We start from the raw sequence: 17,826 nt of genomic DNA, 5'->3' as shown, positions 1-17,826 counted from the left end.
TTCGACATGGTCACCTCCACCAAGGTGCTCACCATTGTCGAAGACGCGATCGGCGCGCTGAAGTAAGCACTCAGGAAAGCGAAACCGCCCGGCCCCGCCGGGCGGTTCTGCCTTCGGTCAACCGTCTTGAAAAGCCGCAGCCCCACATCTACACTCGCCGGCATGGAGAGCGTCACCGAGTTCAGGTTGCTGGCGAAATTTGTTCTGGCCTGCCAGAACCTGAGGATTTCCGAGGCCGCTGCCGGACAGGGGCTCAGAGCCTCCACGCTCAGCACTGCGCTGAAGACACTCGAAACCCGGATCGGCATGAGCCTGTTTTCGCGACAGGGCGGACATCTCGGGCTTCTGCCCTCCGCCTTCTGGCTCTACCGCGATGCCTGCCACATCCTCCAGCTCGAACATCAGGCCCGCAACTATGCCGGCCGCACCGCTGATCAGCCTCTCGAAAAACTGGTCATCGACATCGATCTTTCCTTCGCGATCGGGCGCCTGTCCAAGGCGGTGGACCGCGCCATTCATGACATGGGCATCATCGCGCCGCAAACGCTGATCGACTGCCGCTTTGCCGATGTCCGCTCACATCATTCCGACGCTGAAGTCGGGCTTTATGAGCGGATCCCGCGTGAACGGACCGCTCAGATCGACATATTTTCCTATCCGGAAATCGAGATGAGCGATTACGCCTTTGCCGAGGTGCTCTATTCCGATCCCTGGGTCTCCGTCAGCGCCTCACCGGGCGATGCACCGCCCAATCTCGTCACCGACCGGCTGGCCGTCACCCGCATGCGCCCGGCACTCGCCAATGCCATTGCCCGCTATGTCGAGCTCAACGGCCTCGGCAATCAGCTGCGCGTGATCGATGCCGACCCGCATGATCTCGGCCAGCTGCTGACCGAGAACCCGCATCTGCGCTTCCTGCTGCCCGCCTCCATCCTTTCCGCCCGCATGGGCCTGCATCAGGTGGCAGCGACCCCGCTCAGCCCGCCCTTGATTTCGCATGTCGGGACGCGCATCAGCGGTGCGCTCTCCGGTCGCGCCAGAACCTTCCTTGGCCTTGTGAAGGAAAATCTCGCAGCGCCCGAGGACAATATCGTCTTTGAGCCGGATACGACCATGCGGCAGATCCAGCTTTTCAACCTTGCCTGTCGCAGTGGCGGCATTTCGGCAGCGGCCCGGGTTGCCAATCTTTCCCAACCCTCGGTTTCCGCCCAGCTGCAGAAGCTGGAGGAAAGTGTCGGCAGCGCGCTTTTCACCCGTCGCAGCGATGGCAGCTCGATCTCGGATGCCGGCGACCGGCTGCTGCCCTTCACGCTGGAAATAGAAGCGCGTGAGGCGGCCATGCACAGGCTGTCACGCGATATTGCCGCCCATACACAGGCAATTGTTTCGGTCGGCACGCTGCCAAGCTCCGGCCATGACAGCGTGCTGACGGCACGCGTGGCGGAAATGGCCACCCGGATCCATGATCTCAATCCGCATTGGCGGCTGGAAATCAGCGAGGCGTCCAACACCGCACTCAATGAGCGGGTCCGCTCCGGCACGCTGAACCTTGCCATCGTCGGCATGGCCGGACCGAAAGTCGGGCGCATCGCGCTCGGCCCCAGCGAACCGCTTTCCGTCATCGCCAATCCGGCCATCAATCTTGGCGACGGCCCGACCCTGACCCTTGAAGCGGTTTGCCGCCTGCCGCTGGTGATGGGCAGCCGGCATCTGAGCATCCACCAGACCGTCATGGCCGCAGTCCGGGCGCGCCATCTCAGGCTGCAGCCGGCCGTCGAGGTTGGCTCGCTGCCGCTGGCGATCGCCATGGCCAGACGCGCGCCGCTCTGCACCGTACTGCCAGCATCGTCCGTCCGCCGCGACGTCGCCGAGGGACGACTGAAGACAATGCCGATTGCCGCCGAAGATATTTCCGGCCAGCTTTCGGTGATCTTTTCCATGGACCGGGCGCTTTCCACCGCCGAACGGGCCATCATCCAGGCGTTGATTGCAAGCTTCGCCGAACTGCAGACAGAACAGGACAGACCCGGCCATGACGGCAGCCTTCTCGAATCCGATTGACGCCTTTCTGCTTGGTCACCACGTCATGTCGCTTGCCGTCAGCGCAGATGGCAGACCATGGGCTGCAAGCGTCTTTTATGTACCGGATCTTGCCGCCCGGCGCCTGCTGTTTTTCACCGCAGCGTCGACGCGTCACGGCGATGCCCTGATCAGAACAGGTGCCGTGGCCGCCGCGATCGCCGGCCAGGAACGCGACATAGCCCGGCTTTGCGGCCTCCAGATCGAGGGTCATGCAAGCATGCTCGAAGGTGATGCGGCAGCCGCCGCTCAGACCGCCTTTATCGCCGCCTTCCCCGAAATCGCCGGCATGACGGCGCCGCTCTGGGCGCTTTCGCCATCCATGATCAAACTCACGGACAATGCAAAGGGTTTCGGCCACAAGGAGGTCTGGCAGAAGCAGACCTGAAGCGATCTTCAGTCGTCACGCATCGCCCTTGCAAACTGATCGGTCAGCGGCTTGGTCAGATAGCTCATCGGCGTGCGGCTGCCGGTCACCAGAAAAACCTCTGCCGGCATGCCTGGCATCAGCGTCTCGCCGAGAGCGGCAATCTCGTCCTGATCAAGCCGCACCTTGACCGCATAATAAGCGCCATTGGTGCGCTCATCGATCAGCCGATCGGCCGAAACCGTGATCACGCTGCCATCGATTTCCGGCGTCGTCCGCCGGTCGAAGGCAGACAAGCGCACCCGCGCAGGAAGGCCGGGCCAGAGCTGATCAACCGCCGATGTATCGACCTTCGCGTCAACGATCAGCGGTTCATCATCGGGAACGATCCCCATCACCACCTCGGCCGCCTCGATCACGCCGCCGATGGTATGGACGGCAAGATTGGTGACCGTGCCGCTGACGGGGGCGCGGATATCGACACGGCTCAGCTGATCAAGCGCGGCAATGCGCCGGGCGGTCAGATCCTGGACATCGCTTTCGGCGTCACGCAGATCGCTCAGCACCTGTTCCTGCCATTCGAGCCGCGTCTGCAGGATCTGCAATTGCTGTTCGCCGATCGACTGCTTCAGCGCGGCAATATCGGAGACGTTTCCGGCAATATCGCCTTCAAGCGAAGCCTGCTGCCGCTCCAGCGCCAGAACCCTCGAAAGGGTAACCAGCTGCTGTTTGAACAGTTCACGGATACTGTCGAGTTCCTTGACGATCAGGTCGCGCTGACGCTCTTCGGATGCCTTCTCTCCCTCGATGCCGGTGATCTGCTCGCGGCTCTGGCCGATTGCGGTTTCCAGCTGGCCGACTTCGGCCTCGACCTTGCTGAGCTGCGCCTTCATCAGGCGTTGCTGCCCCAGGAAAACCCGATCTGCAGCCTGCCGACCGGTTTCGTCCATGCCATCCGGCACGATATCGGCCCTGTCGGAGGCCAGCATTTCGGCCAGAAGTTTCGGTCGCCTGATCTCGGCATCGCCGTCACGCTCCGCCTCCAGCCGCGCCTTGCGGGCAAGCGCCTCATAGAGCTGGTTTTCGACAATTGCCAGCTGGCTGCGGATCTGGGTGGGGTCAAGCTGCATGACAATATCGCCGCGATTGACGTGATCGCCATCGCGCACAGGAATGGCGCTGACAATGCCGCCATCGGCGTGCTGCACGCTGCGCGTCTCGCCTTCCGCCGCCAGCGTTCCGGATGCAACGACCGCCGTTCGCAGCGAGGCAAAGGCCGACCATCCGCCAAAGCCGAAGACAACAAGCCCGGTGACCAGCAGTCCGAAGCGCAGCGGCCGACCGTAGGAAACGGCCAGATGACGGATGTTTTTCACTTCGCTCATGCGCGGATACTCTCTTCAGAACCGGCGGCCACCCCGGAAGCCCCGCGGCCGCGCAGCATCTGCCTCATGATCGCGTCTTTCGGCCCCTTGGCGACCATGCGCCCATCTTTCAGCACCAGAACCGTGTCGACGGCTGCAAGCGCTGTGGCACGATGGGTAATCACCACCACGGCAGCGCCGCGATGGCGCGCGCGCCGGATTGCTTCGGTCAGTGCCGCATCGCCATCCTGATCGAGGTTGGCATTGGGCTCATCCAGCACCAGCAGTGCAGGATTGCCGAACAATGCCCGCGCCAGTCCGATCCGCTGGCGCTGGCCTGCCGAAAGCTTCGCACCGCCCGGCCCCAGCCGGGTCATATAGCCATCCTTGAGGCGCAGGATCAGCTCATGCGCGTCGGCGGCCTTGGCCGCAGCAATCACATCGCCATCACTGGCATTTTCTGCGTGACGGCAAATGCAGTCCCGGACCGTTCCACCGATCAGTTCCACATCCTGCGGCAGATAGCCGATATGGCGCCCTAGCCTGTCCGGGTCCCACTGATCAAGCGTCGCGCCATCCAGCCGGACCGTTCCCGAGGCCGGAAACCACAGACCGACCAGCAACCGCGCCAGCGATGATTTTCCCGATGCGCTCGGGCCCAGAATGCCGAGCCCCTCCCCCGGCGTCAGGGTGAAGCCAACCCCTTGCAACACCGGCTTGACCTCGCCAGGCGGAATGACGACGAGATCTTCCACACTGACATGCCCCTTCAGCGCCGGCAGTTCGACGCTTGCCCGCCGCGGCATCTGCCGCGCAAGTGCGGTATCGATACGCCGCCAGGCGCCGCGCAGCGCTTCGATCGTGCGCCAGCCCGCCACCGACTGATCGATCGGCGCCAACGCCCGGCCAAGCAGAATGGAGGCCGAAACCATCACGCCGCCGCTGGCCTGATCATTGATCACCAGAATGGCGCCGAGCGCCAGCATGGCCGACTGCAGAAACAGCCGGAAGGAGCGCGAGATTGCCGAGAGCCGCGCACCGACATTGCCGGCATGGTAGTCGGCGGCAATCACGCCGTCGCGCGCCGATGTCCAGCGGGCCAGCATGTTCGGCACCATGCCGAGGGCGGTAATCGCCTCGGCCGAGCGTCGCGCCTCTTCCAGCACGCCACTGGCACCGGCACCGCGCATCGTCGCCTGCTCGACGCCCGCCCGTGTCAGCCGGATATTGATGAGCGCGAGGCAGATGACAATGACGGCACCGATGAGCCCGGCAAGCCCCAAAGACCAGTGCAGGATCGCCAGAAGCCCGAGAAACAGGGGAACAAAGGGCAGATCGAACAGGGCTGTCGCCGTGGAAGACGGCAGAAACCGCCGCACAGTCGCGAGATCGGAAAGCGGATAGCGCCCCGCGCGCACACCGCTGAAACTGTCGGCAATTTCGGTGCGGAAAAGCACCGGTGCAATTTCCGTTTCGAGCGCATCGGCAAGACGGGCGAGAACCCGCCCGCGTGCATAGCTGATCAGGCCGAAGGCGGTATATAGACCCGTTGCGATCAGACCGATCGCAACAAGCGTCGGGATCGACCGGGTGACAAGCACCCGGTCATAGACCAGCAGCATGAAGATCGGGCCCGTCAGCATCAGGAGATTGGCCATACCGCTGAACAGCAGCACGCCCCACAGCGCTGACGGGCTGGCGCGCAGACTGGCGGCAACCGAGCGCGGTTGCGCCTTTTGCTCCATATCCGGATGCTCTTTGCCCTGCGTCATGCCGCCTCCTGAAGACGCCTTGCGCAAAGCCTCAAGCCACCAGACCGTCGGTGGTGTCCAGCGCATCCGCTTCCGCCTGCGCTTCCTCGATCGCATCTTCCCACTCGGCCAGTGCAGAGGCATCATTGGCGACGATGTCGTCAATCGACATGTCGGCAAGGCTGACATCTTCGAGAATATAGGTCTGGTCGTTGGACGGGATCGAAATCACGACATTGCCGTCTTCTTCGGAAATGTCGAAATTGGACGCCGAGAACCAGCCGAAATCCAGCGTATCGGTGGAAGGATCGAAGTCGATGACCGTATCGGTCCCCCAGTTCCAGACAATCGAGGTCGTCGTGCCGGTGCTGTCATCATCGCTGCCGCTGTCATCGGCGACATCGCTGCTGTCGCCGGATGTGTCACTGTCATCCGTATCGTCGGCCGTGTCATCGCCCGTCGTATCAGAATTGTCAGAACTGTCGCCCGTGTCTCCGCTTGCGGTGTCATCGGTGCCACTGTCGGTATCCGATGTATCATCGCTGCTGTCATCGGAGGTGTCGTCGCCAGCCGTGTCATCCGAACTGTCAGATGTCGTCACCGTATTGAAGATCGTGCTGAAATCGTAATCGTCCTGACTGAGACCGCTGCCGACGGCCGAGACATAGCCTTCCGTGTCGCCATTATCACGGCTCAGGGACCACATGGAAATGCCGGCGATGTCATCATTGGATTCGACATAATCGACAAGCTGCTGGGCATCTTCGAGCGTGAAGACTTCAGATGTCACGTCGTTGATGCCGATCATCGGCGTGATCACCAGCTGGGTATCGATGCCGAGATCATCCAGCTGAGCCAGCGTTGCCTCGGCCGCCGCAATGGCATCATCGCCCATATCGCCGCTGTCGTAGTAATCGCCGTAATCCATCGCCATGATGTTGACGTAGGAAATCTCGACACCGGCCTCTGCCGCTGATTCCAGCAGAGCCAGGCCGGCATCGGTGAGACCGTCCGTCGTCACCGGCAGGGTAAAGGAAATCTCCAGATCCGGATTGTTGGCCTGAAGTATCGCCAGGGCCTCGTTACGCATGTCGTTGGCATCGGTATCGGAAAGCGAAGAGCCTTCGATATCGAAATCCAGCTTGGTCACGCCGTAGGTGTCGATGATCGACTGATAGGCGGCGACCAGCGCGTCGACGCTCGAAAAGGTGGTTGCCGCCTCGGAACCAGCCGCACCGCCGAGCGAGATCGTCACCTCCACGCCCATCTCCTGCAGCTCGGCAATCACCGATGCCATGGAGGTGCCGTTGTAAAGCGTTGCATCCTCGACATCACCGGAACCGCCCCAGCCGATCGTGTCCGTGCCGGATGTGACCAGGAAGGCCAGCGTCACGGCGGTCAGACCAGCCTCGGAAACGATATCCACCACATCCTGTGCCGAACTCAGGCTCATGTCGATATAGGGCGAGAAGGTCTTGGACGAGGAAGAGCTGTCGCTGTCATCGCTGTCAGATGTGTCGTCACCGGACGTATCGTCAGAACTTCCATCGCTGCCGCTGTCGGATGTATCCCCCGTATCGCTGTCCGACGTGCCGGTGTCGTCACTGTCATCGGTGGCCGCATCTGTCGTGACATCGAGCGCATCCGACGAGGCCGATTCCCCGGCCTCGTCAACGGCTGTGACGGTAAAGGAATATTCGGTATCGGCCGCAAGATCGCTGATGGTGTAGCTGGTATCGCTCGTCGTGCCGACCAGTTCACCATTCACATAAATATTGTACTGGGAAACCGTGCCTGTCCCCTCCACGGTCGCCGCATCCCAGCTCAGTTGCACCTGGCTTTCGGACACAGTGGTGGCGGAGAGATTTTCCGGCGCATCGGGAACAACGGCAGCATCGCCGTCGTCATCACTGCTGCTGCTGGCAAGCGCGTCTTCCCAGGCAGAGACGGCACTCGAATCACTGGCGGTGATATTGTCGATCGTCAGATCGGAAAGACTGACGCCGGTCAGCGTGTAGGTCTGGTTGTTCGACGGAATCGAGATCACCACCGATCCATCGACCTCTTCGATCGTGAAAAAATTGGAGGAAAACCAGCCAAAATCGAGAACGTCGGTCGCCGGATCAAAATCCAGCACCGTATTGGTTCCCCAGCTCCATGTGATCTTCGTCGACGTCATGCTTGCGCTACCCTTTCAACAGGACCAGTCCAAGTACAAAAAACCGATTTATCAGCGGTTCAGGCAATAAGAGCAGCCTCCCAGCGGGCAGTAAAATGTTACTTTACACGAACGCAGACTTTTTCTGGGAATTTGGCTTTCGCCAATGGATGCGGCGGTGGGAGGATGCCCGCCAGCGCCCTGCCGGGCGCCAGCGACTCCTTCGTCACGATGCCGCGTAAGGGGAAATGGCGCGCGGCAGAAACTGTCCGTCACCGACCGAACCAAGAATGCGCCCGTCCTCACAGACGGTCTTTCCGCGCAGGATCGTCATCACCGGCCAGCCCTTCACCCTGAGCCCTTCATAGGCGGTGTAGTCGGCACCGTGATGCATGCCGTCCTGCGTGATGACGTCCTCGCGATTGGCGTCCCACAGCACCAGATCGGCATCAAAGCCCGGCGCGATCGAACCTTTCTTCGGATAGAGACCATACATCTTGGCGTGGTTGGTCGACGTCAGTGCGACGAATTCGTTGAGCGAAATCCGCCCTTCGCTGACGCCCTTGGAGAAGAATACCTGAAGGCGGTTTTCAACGCCGGGAATGCCATTCGGAACCCAGCGGAACGAGGTCGTGCCCTTGCCCGACATCTTGCCGTTCGGTCCGTCGAAATAGAAGGGGCAGTGGTCGGATGAAAACGTCGAGAACACGCCGCCACGGATCCCTTCCCATATGGCGTCCCAGCTGGCGCGGTCACGCGGCGGCGGCGAGCAGACATATTTGCCGCCGGTGGCGTCCATGTTGAAGCCCTTCATGTCGTCGGCGGTCAGGGCAATATACTGCGTGCAGGTCTCACCATAGATCTTCAGCCCGCGCTGCTGTGCCCAGCGGATCTGTTCCATGGCCTCGCGGCCGGAGACATGGACGATCATGATCGGCACGTCGACCAGCTGCGCATGGCTGATCGCGCGATGCGCCGCCTCCCGCTCCACCACTTCCGGACGGGAGGCGCCATGGTAAAAGGGGGCCGTCTTGCCCGCCTTTTCCAGCTTCTCGGTCATGAAGCGGATGGCGTCGTAACCTTCGCAATGGACCATGACCAGCGCCTTGCAGTCACGGGCGCAGTCAAACACGTCAAGCAGCTGGCGATCGTTCAGCACCATGTCGTCATAGGTCATGAACACCTTGAACGAGGTGTAGCCGTTCTGTACCAGCGCCGGCAGATCCTGCCCCAGCGCTTCGGGCGTCGGGTCGGTGATGATCAGGTGAAAGCCATAATCGCAATAGGCTTGACCGCGCGCCTTTTCATGATAGGCGGCCACACTGTCGCGAAGGCTTGCCCCGCGCGGCTGCAGCGCGAAGGGAATGACCGTCGTCGTGCCGCCGGCAATGGCGGAACGGGTGCCGGTCTCAAAACCATCTGCCATTTGCGGCCCGCCGGGATCAGACGGCTGGGCAAGATGGACATGGCTGTCGATCCCGCCCGGCATCACCAGCAGGCCGGATGCATCAATCTCCCGATCGGCAGAACCGAGATTGGCGCCTGTCGCGATGATCGTCCCGCCCTTGACGGCGATATCGGCAACAAAGGTATCGGCGGCGGTCACACAGGTGCCACCGCGAATGAGGAGGTCGAAATCGGCCATGAAACACTCCTGTCGTCACAAACCACGCCTGAACCGCCCGCTATTTCTGCGATCTCAGGCGAATGAATTCACCGATCCCGATCAGCGCAATATTGGCGACGACCAGCATCAGCGCAATCGCATCAAGGGCGGGGGAAATATTGAAGCGGAAATCCGAGGCCACCAGAATGGAGAGCGGCTGCGCCCTGCCACTGAGGAAAGAGGTCAGCACATATTCCGCCGATGACAGAACGAAGGCGATGAACCAGGCTGCCAGCAGCCCGTTCTTCATCAGCGGCAGCGTCACCCGCCGAAAGGCCGAGACCGGGCTTGCTCCGAGATCATAGGCCGCCTCTTCCAGACGCCTGTCGATCCGCATCAGCACCGAGGCATTCACCAGCGTCGTGAAGGGCAGGATAATGATGGTCTGCCCGGCGATGATGGTCCAGACCGTGCGGGCAATGCCGAGATCGGACAGAAGGATCAGCTGCGCCACCGCCAGGATCATCTTCGGAATCAGAAACGGCAGCAGGATCATGACCAGCAGCAGCATCCGCCGCCTGATCGGAAAGCGCGTCAGCGCCAGCGCCGCCATCGCCCCCAAAATGGTGGAGAACAGCGCGGTGGGAATGGCCACCAGAAAGGTGAGTTTCAGCCCGCCGAGAAGACGCAGATCCGTAAAGGTGTCCTGGTACCACTGAAAGGTGAAACCCTGCAGCGGAAAGGCGATGATCTCGGAAGCATTGAAGGAAAAGATCGCGATCATCGCGACCGGCAGATACATGAAGATAAAGACGAGATAGACCCAGAGGGTCGCGGCCTGTGTCGCGCGGCTCTTCATCAAGCCTCTCCTCCCACCATGGCCTTGCCAAGCGAGGAGCGGGCAATCGCCACCACCGCCGCGGCAAAGAAGCAGAACAGGATGGCCAGCATTGTCCAGGCGATTGCCGAGCCGAGCGGCCAGTCAAAGGCCGTGCCGAACAGGTCGTTGATCGCCGAGATGATGGTGACGCCCGACGCTCCGCCAACCAGCTGCGGCGTCAGATAATCGCCAACCACCATGACGAAGACCATCAGTCCACCTGCGACAAGGCCGGGTGCTGTCAGCGGCAATGTGATCCGCAGAAATGTCGAGCCCGTGCCGGCGCCGAGATCGGCAGCCGCTTCGATCAGCCGGTCATCCAGCGCCTCGAAGGCGAGCCAGAGACCGATCACCATGAAGGGCAGATAATTGTAGGTGAGCACGATATGGGTGGCGAGCGGTGAGAACAGCAAGGCATCGACCGGATGATCGACAATGCCCGCCCAGATCAGGAGCGTGTTCATGACACCTTCGGCACCAAGCAGCACCCGCCAGGCAAAAATGCGCACCATATCGCCGGTATAAAGCGGCACCAGCAGCAGGGTCAGAAGTGCGGATTTATAATGCAGAACCCGCTTGGCGATGAACCAGGCCACCGGATAACCGATCACCGCCGTCAGCGCGGCAATGGCAAGGCCGGAGAGGAAGGCCTTGGCGATCAGCCAGCGATAGGTCTCGCTGGAGGCAATGCGGGCATAATTCTTCAGCGAAGGATCGGTGACGATGGCGACGAAATCGACCCGGAAAAACGAATAGGCAAACAGGATCGCCAGCGGTGCGACGCAAAGCGCCAGAATGGCAACGAAGACCGGAGCAGCCAGAAAGGCGCCGATGCGGGATTTTTCCATGGCTCAGTCGCCCCGCCCGGCCGCAGCGATCCAGCCGCGTGCCGGATCAAAGCCGAGAGCAACCTGACTGCCCGCCACGGGGGCTTCATCGGCGCTAGTCGTCAGGCTGAGCGCCGTGCCGTCGGCCAGCACGGTTTCGACCAGCCATTCAGACCCGCGAAACACCGTATGGGTGACCGTGGCGGCGATCGCGCCATCATCGCTCAGTCTGACCTGCTCGGGCCTGAGTGTCAGAACGGCGGCATCGCCGACGGCAAGACCGCTGACTGAAGGGCAGAAGAACAGTCCCGCCACGGTTTTGATCGTCGCTCCGCCGGCGGCAAGATCGGCGATCCTGCCGGCAACGAGATTGGCGCCGCCGATGAAATCGGCCACATAGGCGTTTTGCGGACGGCGGTAGATCTCGGCCGGGGCGCCCTGCTGCTCGATCCGGCCATCATTCATGACGATGATGTGGTCGGAAAGCGCAAATGCCTCTTCCTGATCGTGGGTCACATGCAAAAAGGTCATGCCCAGCCGGCGCTGAAGATCCTTCAGCTCGATCTGCATATCCTTGCGCATGCGCCGGTCAAGGGCTGAAAGCGGCTCGTCCAGCAGCAGGATCCGCGGCTGATTGACGATGGCGCGGGCCAGCGCCACGCGCTGCTGCTGCCCGCCGGAAAGCTGGCGTGGCCGTCGCTCCGCCATGGCCTCCATCTGCACCATGGCAAGCGCTCCATCGACCCTTTCGGCAATCTCGGCCTTGGCAAGACGACGATAGGCCAGCCCGAAGCCGACATTCTCCCTGACACTCAGATGCGGAAACAGGGCATAGTTCTGAAACACGGTGTTGACCGGCCGCTTCGCTGCCGGTGTTCCGGCAAGCGAGCGGCCATCAAGCTCGATCAGCCCCGAGGAGATTTCCTCGAAGCCGCCGATCATGCGTAGCAGCGAAGTCTTGCCGCAGCCCGACGGGCCCAGAAGCGTGACATAGGAATTGGCTTCGATGGCAAAATCAATGCCGCGAACGGCATGGACCGTGCCATATTCCTTGTGAACGGCAACGCCCTGCAGGAGCGGTGTCTCCGGCTTCACGATGCCGGCTGTGCCGGCATTTTTCGTCGGGGATGCGGAAAGCATGCTCAGCTGGCCTTTACTTCGTTCCAGAGTGCCACCCAGTCATTGTAGCGCGGCGGGTTCTGTTTCCAGACGAAGCTGTCCATCACCGAAAGATCGCTGATGAAGATCTTTTCCTTCTGATCGTCCGGGATGAGATCGCGCGCAGCCGAGGTCGACTGGGCATAGGGACCACCAAAGGCGAGCTTTTCGCCGTAGGCCGGGCCCAGCAGATAGTTGACGAGGCTGAAGACCGCATCGAGCTTCTCGCCTTCGACACCGGCCGGAACGGCAAGCGTGTCACACCAGCCGATAACGCCCTGCTTCGGCTTGGCCATGCCCATGTCGAGGCCACGCTCCTTCAGATCGTAATAGGGCGGCACCCAGGAAAAGGCGCAGACGACTTCACCGGAGGCAAACAGATTGGTCAGATCGCCGATCGAGTTCCAATAGGTGCGCAGCAGCTTCTTCTGCGCCATCAGCGCCTTTTTGATCTCGGCCAGCTGCTTGTCGTCCATGACAAACATTTCATCGCGCGGAATGCCGAGATACATGGCCGCGATCATGATGCCTTCCAGCGCATAATCGCGCATGGCGAGCTTGCCGGCATATTTGTCGCCTTCAAAGAAGACCGACCAGTCCGGTTCGCCATCCATCAGATCGGCGCGATAGACGATCGGGTTGATCCCCCAATAGAAGGGAATGCCGTAGGTCTTGCCATCCTTCTTGCCGAGGCCGGTATTCTTGAAGGTATCGTAAAGCAGATCGCCATTGGTGACCTTGGAAAAGTCGATCGGCTGCAGCAGGTCAGAGGCGACATAGTACTCGACCTTGTCGAGGCCGGGCGTGATCAGGTCGACCGACGAGGCACCGCCGGCACGCAGCTTGGCGAACTGCTCGTCATCTGTACCGATGAAGGTCTTGGTAATGTCGATGCCCGGATTGGCGCTCAGAAATGCAGCCAGATATTCCGGCTTGGCCAGGTTTTCCCAGGTCATCCAGGCGATATCGGTTGCGGCGAAGGCGCGGCTGAGCGGCGAGAATGCGCTGAGCGCGGCGCCTGCGGCGGCGGTCTTGAGCAATCCGCGGCGGTTGATTTCAAAAGTCATAGGCTCGATCCCTTTATGGTTCCCCAATGTCATGCGCGGGTGGCCGACGTTTTTCATTCGACCTGGATCAATTAAAAACCTTTTTCATAAAATCATCAATATGAAAATATTGTTTCATTTTTTGGCAATTGACTAAGACTTGGGCATTTTGCGCCCGAGAAGCGGCGCACCGAGCTGATCCAGCCGCCCATGAAGCGATTCAATTTCGGCGAGTCGGGCGACCGCCTCGTCGCCAAGCGCCTGACTGACGGCGGAGCAGAGATAGTTGATCAGACTCATCGGCGCGGCATAGCTGTCGAACATCGCATGACCGCGGTTGTGGCAACGCAATGTCAGGGTCGCAAGCTGCGCCGTCCGGGCCGCCGTCATGTCAGCCACCAGCAGGATCGGCGTCCCCGCCTCCTGCACCACCGCCATGATTTCGCGCAGCTGCGCGGGGCGGCGGCGAAAGCCGAACACCAAAAACAGGTCGTCAGGCCCGATCCCGGCAAGCTCTTCGCCCATCGACATGCCGGCTGCCGGTACCAGACGGACATCGGGCTTCAGATTGCTCAGAAGCGCCCGCGCATAGGTGGCAAGCGCCATGGAATTGCGGAAGCCGATGATCCAGATCCGCTTCGCCCCTGCAAGCATGGCGATCGCCCGGTCGAGTTCAGCCGCTTCCAGCATCTCGGCCGTGCGTGTCAGGTTCTGCAGATCCTGGGCGATATGAAGGCCGAAATCGCCGGGGGAAAGCCGCTTGCCGCCAGTCCCCGTCAGCTCATAGAGCGGCGACCCCCAATCCTCACCCTGACGCGCCATCAACCGCGCCTCGTTATAGCTGGCATAGCCGAGACGGCGGAAGAACCGCGCCGCAGTCGCATTGGAAATGTCGGCCTTCGCTGCCAGCTCACCCGCGGTAAAACTCGCCAGATTGGCCTGCGCCTCCATGACCACCGCGGCCAGCCGGCGCTCTGATGCCGTCAGTTCGTCGTAGATCTCCATGATGCGGACATCGATGGGACGGGTATCCTCCTGCTCGGTCATAGGCGCCTCATTTTCACAAAATAGAATTTACGAAAAATTATTTTCATTTCTTGTTGACTGGTCAAGCATCCACGCTATCCTTCGCACAGTTTCGCCATTTTTGGAATGTCTCCCATGGTCTTTGACTTTTCGCACGTCCGGGCAAGCCTCGTTGCAGGCCATCCGGCCAGAAGCGTTCCCTACCCGCCTGCTTTGCAGCATACGTTGAGCCTTGATGCCGGCAAACGTGCCTTTGACACCGTCTCAGCCTGGAAGGGCTATGGCGAAACCCCGCTGGTTTCGCTTGACGCGCTGGCCGACAAGACCGGTGTCGCAGCGATCTACTACAAGCATGAGGCTGGCCGCTTCGGACTTGGTTCCTTCAAGGCGCTTGGCGGCGCCTATGCGGTGTTCCGGCTTCTCGCAGCACGGATCGAGGCGGCCACCGGAAAAGCTCCCGAGACTGCGGACCTGCTTGCGGGAACCTATCGCGACATTGTTTCAGACCTGACCGTCACCTGCGCCACCGATGGCAATCACGGCCGTTCGGTTGCCTGGGGGGCCGAGCTGTTCGGCTGCAAGGCGGTGATCTTCATCCATGAAACCGTGTCGAAGGCCCGGGAAGACGCCATCGCCCATTACGGTGCCCGCGTTGTCCGCGCCAAGGGCAATTACGATGACAGCATCCGCGAGGCCGCCCGGCAGGCGGAAGAACAGGGCTGGTTCGTTGTCTCTGATACCTCCTACCCCGGCTACACCGATATCCCGCGCAATGTGATGCAGGGCTATAGCGTGATGGCCGAAGAAGCGATCCGCCAGCTCGGCGGCAGACAGCCCACGCATATCTTCATCCAGGGCGGCGTCGGCGGACTGGCTGCCGCCGTGACCGCGCATTTCTGGGAGACGTTCGGCGCCAATGCCCCGATCGTCACCGTCGTCGAGCCGGAAAACGCAGCCTGCCTTCAGGAAAGCGCCAAAGCGGGAAGCCCCGTTACCGTCGGCGGTGCGCTGGACACCATCATGGCCGGCCTTGCCTGCGGTGAGCCCTCCATCATCGCCTGGCCGATCCTGAACGGCGGCGTCTCCGCCTTCATGGCCATCGAGGATGAGGCCGCAGCTGAAACCATGCGGCTCCTGGCCTCCGGTCAAGCGGGCGCGCAGCTGGCCAGCGGCGAAAGCGGCGTCGCCGGGCTTGCGGGTTTCCTCGTTGCAAGCGAGCACCAGGACTGGCGTGAGGCGCTGGGTCTGAACACCAGCTCGGTGGTCTTGTGTTTTGGCAGTGAAGGCGATACGGACCCGGCACTCTATGCCGAGATCGTCGGCCAGACTGCCGCTGAAGTGGAGTCTGTGAAATGATCGTCAATACCATGCAGGTCGATGGTGCCCGGCTGGTGAAACGGCTGGAAGACCTTGGCAAGATCGGTGCATTGCCCGGCGGCGGCGTCTGCCGTCTGGCGCTGAGCGCCGATGAAAAGCTTGGCCGCGACCATCTGGTCGGCGAGATGAAGGCGCTCGGCCTCACCGTCGCGATCGATCCGATCGGCAATATTTTCGGCACCCGCAAGGGCCGCACCGATGGTCCGGCCGTCATGCTCGGCTCCCATATCGATACGGTGGCAACCGGCGGCTATTATGATGGCGCACTCGGCGTTCTCGCCGGTCTCGAAGTTGTCGCATCACTGAATGATGCCGACATCGAGACCGAACATCCGATTGTCGTTGCCGCCTTCACCAATGAGGAAGGTGCGCGCTTTCAGCCCGACATGCTTGGCAGTCTGGTCTTTGCCGGCGGCATGAAGGTGGAAACGGCACGCGATATCATCGCCATTGATGGCGAGCGGCTCGGCGATGCGCTGGACGCAACCGGCTATGCCGGTACCGGCTGCGGCCCGAAGGCGATTGCCGCCTATTTCGAGCTTCACATCGAGCAGGGACCGGTGCTGGAAGATGAAGGGCTGAAGATCGGCGTCGTGCGCGGCGTTCAGGGAATTTCCTGGACCGAAATCACGATTGCAGGCCGTGCGGCCCATGCCGGCACCACGCCGATCCGGCTGCGCCGCGATGCTGGCCTTGCCGCTGCCCGCATTGCCGCTGGTGTCGGCGATTTGGTCCGCGACATCGCTGGCGACATGGTCGGCACAGTTGGCGCGATCACCCTGAAGCCCAACCTCGTTAACGTGGTCGCCGAAAAGGCCGTTCTGACCGTCGATCTTCGTCACCCCGATGCCACGACGCTGAAGCAGGCGAATGAAAGGCTGGCCGCATTGATTGCCGATGTGGCGAAGCGGGAGGATGTCGACATCACCACGCGCATGCTTGCGGATTTTCCGCCGACCGATTTCGCCCCTCCCCTTGTCGACAGTGTCGAGGCGGCAGCTGAAGGGCTTGGCCTTTCCACCCGGCGCATGTTCTCGGGCGCCGGCCACGATGCCCAGATCATCGCCGGCCTTGCGCCCGCTGCGATGATTTTCGTTCCGAGCGTCAACGGCATCAGCCACAACGTCACGGAATTCACAGAAGCGGCAGACCTTCAAAACGGTGCCAACGTGCTGTTGCAGGTGGCACTGAAGCAGGCCATGCCAACCAATGGAGAGATTGCCTGATGGCAAGAGTTGTTGTTGTCGGCGCGGCCCAGCTTGGCCCCATCGCCCGTGAAGAAACCCGCGCCGAGGTCGTTTCGCGCATGATCGCGCTGATGGAAAAGGCCGCCAGCCGTCATTGCGATGTCGTCGCCTTTCCCGAACTGGCGCTGACCACCTTTTTTCCGCGCTGGTTCATGGAAGATCAGGCCGATGTTGACGCCTTCTTCGAGAAATCCATGCCGAATGATGACGTGGCACCGCTCTTTGCCCGCGCCAGGGAACTCAAGATCGGCTTTTCGCTCGGCTATGGCGAGCTGACCGAGATTGACGGCGTTACCCATCGCTACAATACGACGATCATCGTCGACAAGGCGGGCAATATCGTCCACCGTTATCGCAAGATCCATCTGCCCGGCCACCCGGAACACGAGCCATGGCGCCCGTTTCAGCACCTGGAGAAGCGCTATTTCGAGCCGGGACCTGAGCCCTTTTCAGCGGCAAGCGTGTTTGGCGGCATCTTCGGCCAGGCCATCTGCAATGACCGGCGCTGGCCGGAAACCTATCGCGAACTCGCCCTGCGCGGCGTGGAAATGGTGCTGATCGGCTATAATACGCCGGTCCATTATCCGCTGGCTCCGGAACATGACCACCTGCAATGCTTCCACAATCATCTGAGCCTGCAGGCTGGCGCCTATCAGAATGGCATGTGGGTGGTCGGGATTGCCAAGGCCGGCAAGGAAGAAGGCTGCGATCTGATCGGCCAGAGCTGCATCATCGCTCCGACGGGGGAGATCGTCGCCATGGCCGGTACGCTGGGCGATGAGCTGATCACCTATGACTGCGATCTCGACCGCTGTCTGGAAATCCGCAAAAACATCTTCAATTTCAAGCTTCACCGCCGCCCCGAACTCTACACCGCGCTCACCAGCGCCAATCTGGACGGCTGAAACATGAAAGCCCGGCCGGGCAGACCGGCCGGGCT

14 protein-coding genes are annotated in these 17,826 nt (G+C 61.4%); 5 read left to right on the top strand and 9 right to left on the bottom strand.

Going from position 1 to position 17,826, the window contains the following annotated elements:
- Positions 1-186 precede the first annotated feature (186 nt).
- On the top strand, positions 187-2,061 hold the full coding sequence (locus tag HCK86_RS21245; protein ID WP_176086491.1) for a LysR family transcriptional regulator: 1,875 nt from the start codon (positions 187-189) through the stop codon (positions 2,059-2,061).
- Positions 2,033-2,467, top strand: a complete 435-nt coding sequence (locus HCK86_RS21240) for a pyridoxamine 5'-phosphate oxidase family protein (RefSeq protein WP_176086490.1) — start codon at positions 2,033-2,035, stop codon at positions 2,465-2,467. The genes HCK86_RS21245 and HCK86_RS21240 overlap by 29 nt, the downstream gene beginning before the upstream one ends.
- 8 nt (positions 2,468-2,475) lie before the next feature.
- Here HCK86_RS21240 and HCK86_RS21235 read toward each other — a convergent pair whose 3' ends face one another.
- The 9 genes from HCK86_RS21235 to HCK86_RS21195 form a co-directional block, all read right to left on the bottom strand.
- Positions 2,476-3,831 carry an HlyD family type I secretion periplasmic adaptor subunit gene (locus HCK86_RS21235; RefSeq protein ID WP_176086489.1) on the bottom strand — a complete coding sequence of 452 codons (1,356 nt, stop codon included), beginning with the start codon at positions 3,829-3,831 and terminating at the stop codon, positions 2,476-2,478.
- Positions 3,828-5,582: a type I secretion system permease/ATPase gene (locus HCK86_RS21230; protein ID WP_176086488.1), complete on the bottom strand. Its 1,755-nt coding sequence runs from the start codon at positions 5,580-5,582 to the stop codon at positions 3,828-3,830. The genes HCK86_RS21235 and HCK86_RS21230 overlap by 4 nt, the downstream gene beginning before the upstream one ends.
- A 31-nt stretch (positions 5,583-5,613) precedes the next feature.
- Positions 5,614-7,740: a fibronectin type III domain-containing protein gene (locus HCK86_RS21225; RefSeq protein WP_176086487.1), complete on the bottom strand. Its 2,127-nt coding sequence runs from the start codon at positions 7,738-7,740 to the stop codon at positions 5,614-5,616.
- 205 nt (positions 7,741-7,945) lie between these two features.
- Positions 7,946-9,364, bottom strand: a complete 1,419-nt coding sequence (gene hydA / locus HCK86_RS21220; protein ID WP_176086486.1) for a dihydropyrimidinase — start codon at positions 9,362-9,364, stop codon at positions 7,946-7,948.
- A 40-nt stretch (positions 9,365-9,404) separates the two neighbouring features.
- Positions 9,405-10,184 carry an ABC transporter permease gene (locus HCK86_RS21215; RefSeq protein ID WP_176086485.1) on the bottom strand — a complete coding sequence of 260 codons (780 nt, stop codon included), beginning with the start codon at positions 10,182-10,184 and terminating at the stop codon, positions 9,405-9,407.
- Positions 10,184-11,053: an ABC transporter permease gene (locus HCK86_RS21210; protein ID WP_176086484.1), complete on the bottom strand. Its 870-nt coding sequence runs from the start codon at positions 11,051-11,053 to the stop codon at positions 10,184-10,186. The genes HCK86_RS21215 and HCK86_RS21210 overlap by 1 nt, the downstream gene beginning before the upstream one ends.
- Positions 11,054-11,056: 3 nt before the next feature.
- Complete coding sequence (locus HCK86_RS21205) at positions 11,057-12,172, bottom strand: ABC transporter ATP-binding protein (RefSeq protein ID WP_176086483.1); 1,116 nt, start codon at positions 12,170-12,172, stop codon at positions 11,057-11,059.
- Between the two features lie 2 nt (positions 12,173-12,174).
- The gene (locus HCK86_RS21200) at positions 12,175-13,257 is read right to left on the bottom strand and encodes an extracellular solute-binding protein (protein WP_210259994.1); all 1,083 of its coding nucleotides are present in this window, start codon (positions 13,255-13,257) and stop codon (positions 12,175-12,177) included.
- A 132-nt stretch (positions 13,258-13,389) separates the two neighbouring features.
- On the bottom strand, positions 13,390-14,283 hold the full coding sequence (locus HCK86_RS21195) for a MurR/RpiR family transcriptional regulator (RefSeq protein WP_176086482.1): 894 nt from the start codon (positions 14,281-14,283) through the stop codon (positions 13,390-13,392).
- 114 nt (positions 14,284-14,397) lie between these two features.
- Between HCK86_RS21195 and HCK86_RS21190 the strand changes: the two genes are divergently transcribed.
- Genes HCK86_RS21190 through HCK86_RS21180 form a run of 3 tightly spaced genes read left to right on the top strand, consistent with a single transcriptional unit; the run spans position 14,398 to position 17,791 of the window.
- Positions 14,398-15,618, top strand: coding sequence for a diaminopropionate ammonia-lyase (locus HCK86_RS21190; RefSeq protein ID WP_210259993.1), 1,221 nt, complete (start codon positions 14,398-14,400; stop codon positions 15,616-15,618).
- Entirely contained in the window at positions 15,615-16,865 is a 1,251-nt protein-coding gene (locus tag HCK86_RS21185; protein WP_176086480.1) for a M20 family metallo-hydrolase, read from the top strand. Before HCK86_RS21190 ends, HCK86_RS21185 begins: the two co-directional genes overlap by 4 nt.
- Positions 16,865-17,791: an N-carbamoyl-D-amino-acid hydrolase gene (locus tag HCK86_RS21180; protein WP_176086479.1), complete on the top strand. Its 927-nt coding sequence runs from the start codon at positions 16,865-16,867 to the stop codon at positions 17,789-17,791. The genes HCK86_RS21185 and HCK86_RS21180 overlap by 1 nt, the downstream gene beginning before the upstream one ends.
- The last annotated feature ends 35 nt before the right edge of the window (positions 17,792-17,826 follow it).

Source organism: Martelella sp. HB161492 (assembly GCF_013184775.1).
Lineage (GTDB): Bacteria > Pseudomonadota > Alphaproteobacteria > Rhizobiales > Rhizobiaceae > Martelella.
This window is presented reverse-complemented; position numbering and strand designations above follow the sequence as displayed.

Coding starts and splice junctions, on each gene's coding strand:
- HCK86_RS21180 (WP_176086479.1), top strand. CDS start 16,865: ATGGCAAGAGTTGTTGTTGTCGGCGCGGCCCAGCTTGGCCCCATCGCC.
- HCK86_RS21195 (WP_176086482.1), bottom strand. CDS start 14,283: ATGACCGAGCAGGAGGATACCCGTCCCATCGATGTCCGCATCATGGAG.
- HCK86_RS21225 (WP_176086487.1), bottom strand. CDS start 7,740: ATGACGTCGACGAAGATCACATGGAGCTGGGGAACCAATACGGTGCTG.
- HCK86_RS21205 (WP_176086483.1), bottom strand. CDS start 12,172: ATGCTTTCCGCATCCCCGACGAAAAATGCCGGCACAGCCGGCATCGTG.
- HCK86_RS21210 (WP_176086484.1), bottom strand. CDS start 11,053: ATGGAAAAATCCCGCATCGGCGCCTTTCTGGCTGCTCCGGTCTTCGTT.
- HCK86_RS21235 (WP_176086489.1), bottom strand. CDS start 3,831: ATGAGCGAAGTGAAAAACATCCGTCATCTGGCCGTTTCCTACGGTCGG.
- HCK86_RS21215 (WP_176086485.1), bottom strand. CDS start 10,184: ATGAAGAGCCGCGCGACACAGGCCGCGACCCTCTGGGTCTATCTCGTC.
- HCK86_RS21185 (WP_176086480.1), top strand. CDS start 15,615: ATGATCGTCAATACCATGCAGGTCGATGGTGCCCGGCTGGTGAAACGG.
- HCK86_RS21200 (WP_210259994.1), bottom strand. CDS start 13,257: ATGACTTTTGAAATCAACCGCCGCGGATTGCTCAAGACCGCCGCCGCA.
- HCK86_RS21190 (WP_210259993.1), top strand. CDS start 14,398: ATGGTCTTTGACTTTTCGCACGTCCGGGCAAGCCTCGTTGCAGGCCAT.
- hydA (WP_176086486.1), bottom strand. CDS start 9,364: ATGGCCGATTTCGACCTCCTCATTCGCGGTGGCACCTGTGTGACCGCC.
- HCK86_RS21240 (WP_176086490.1), top strand. CDS start 2,033: ATGACGGCAGCCTTCTCGAATCCGATTGACGCCTTTCTGCTTGGTCAC.
- HCK86_RS21230 (WP_176086488.1), bottom strand. CDS start 5,582: ATGACGCAGGGCAAAGAGCATCCGGATATGGAGCAAAAGGCGCAACCG.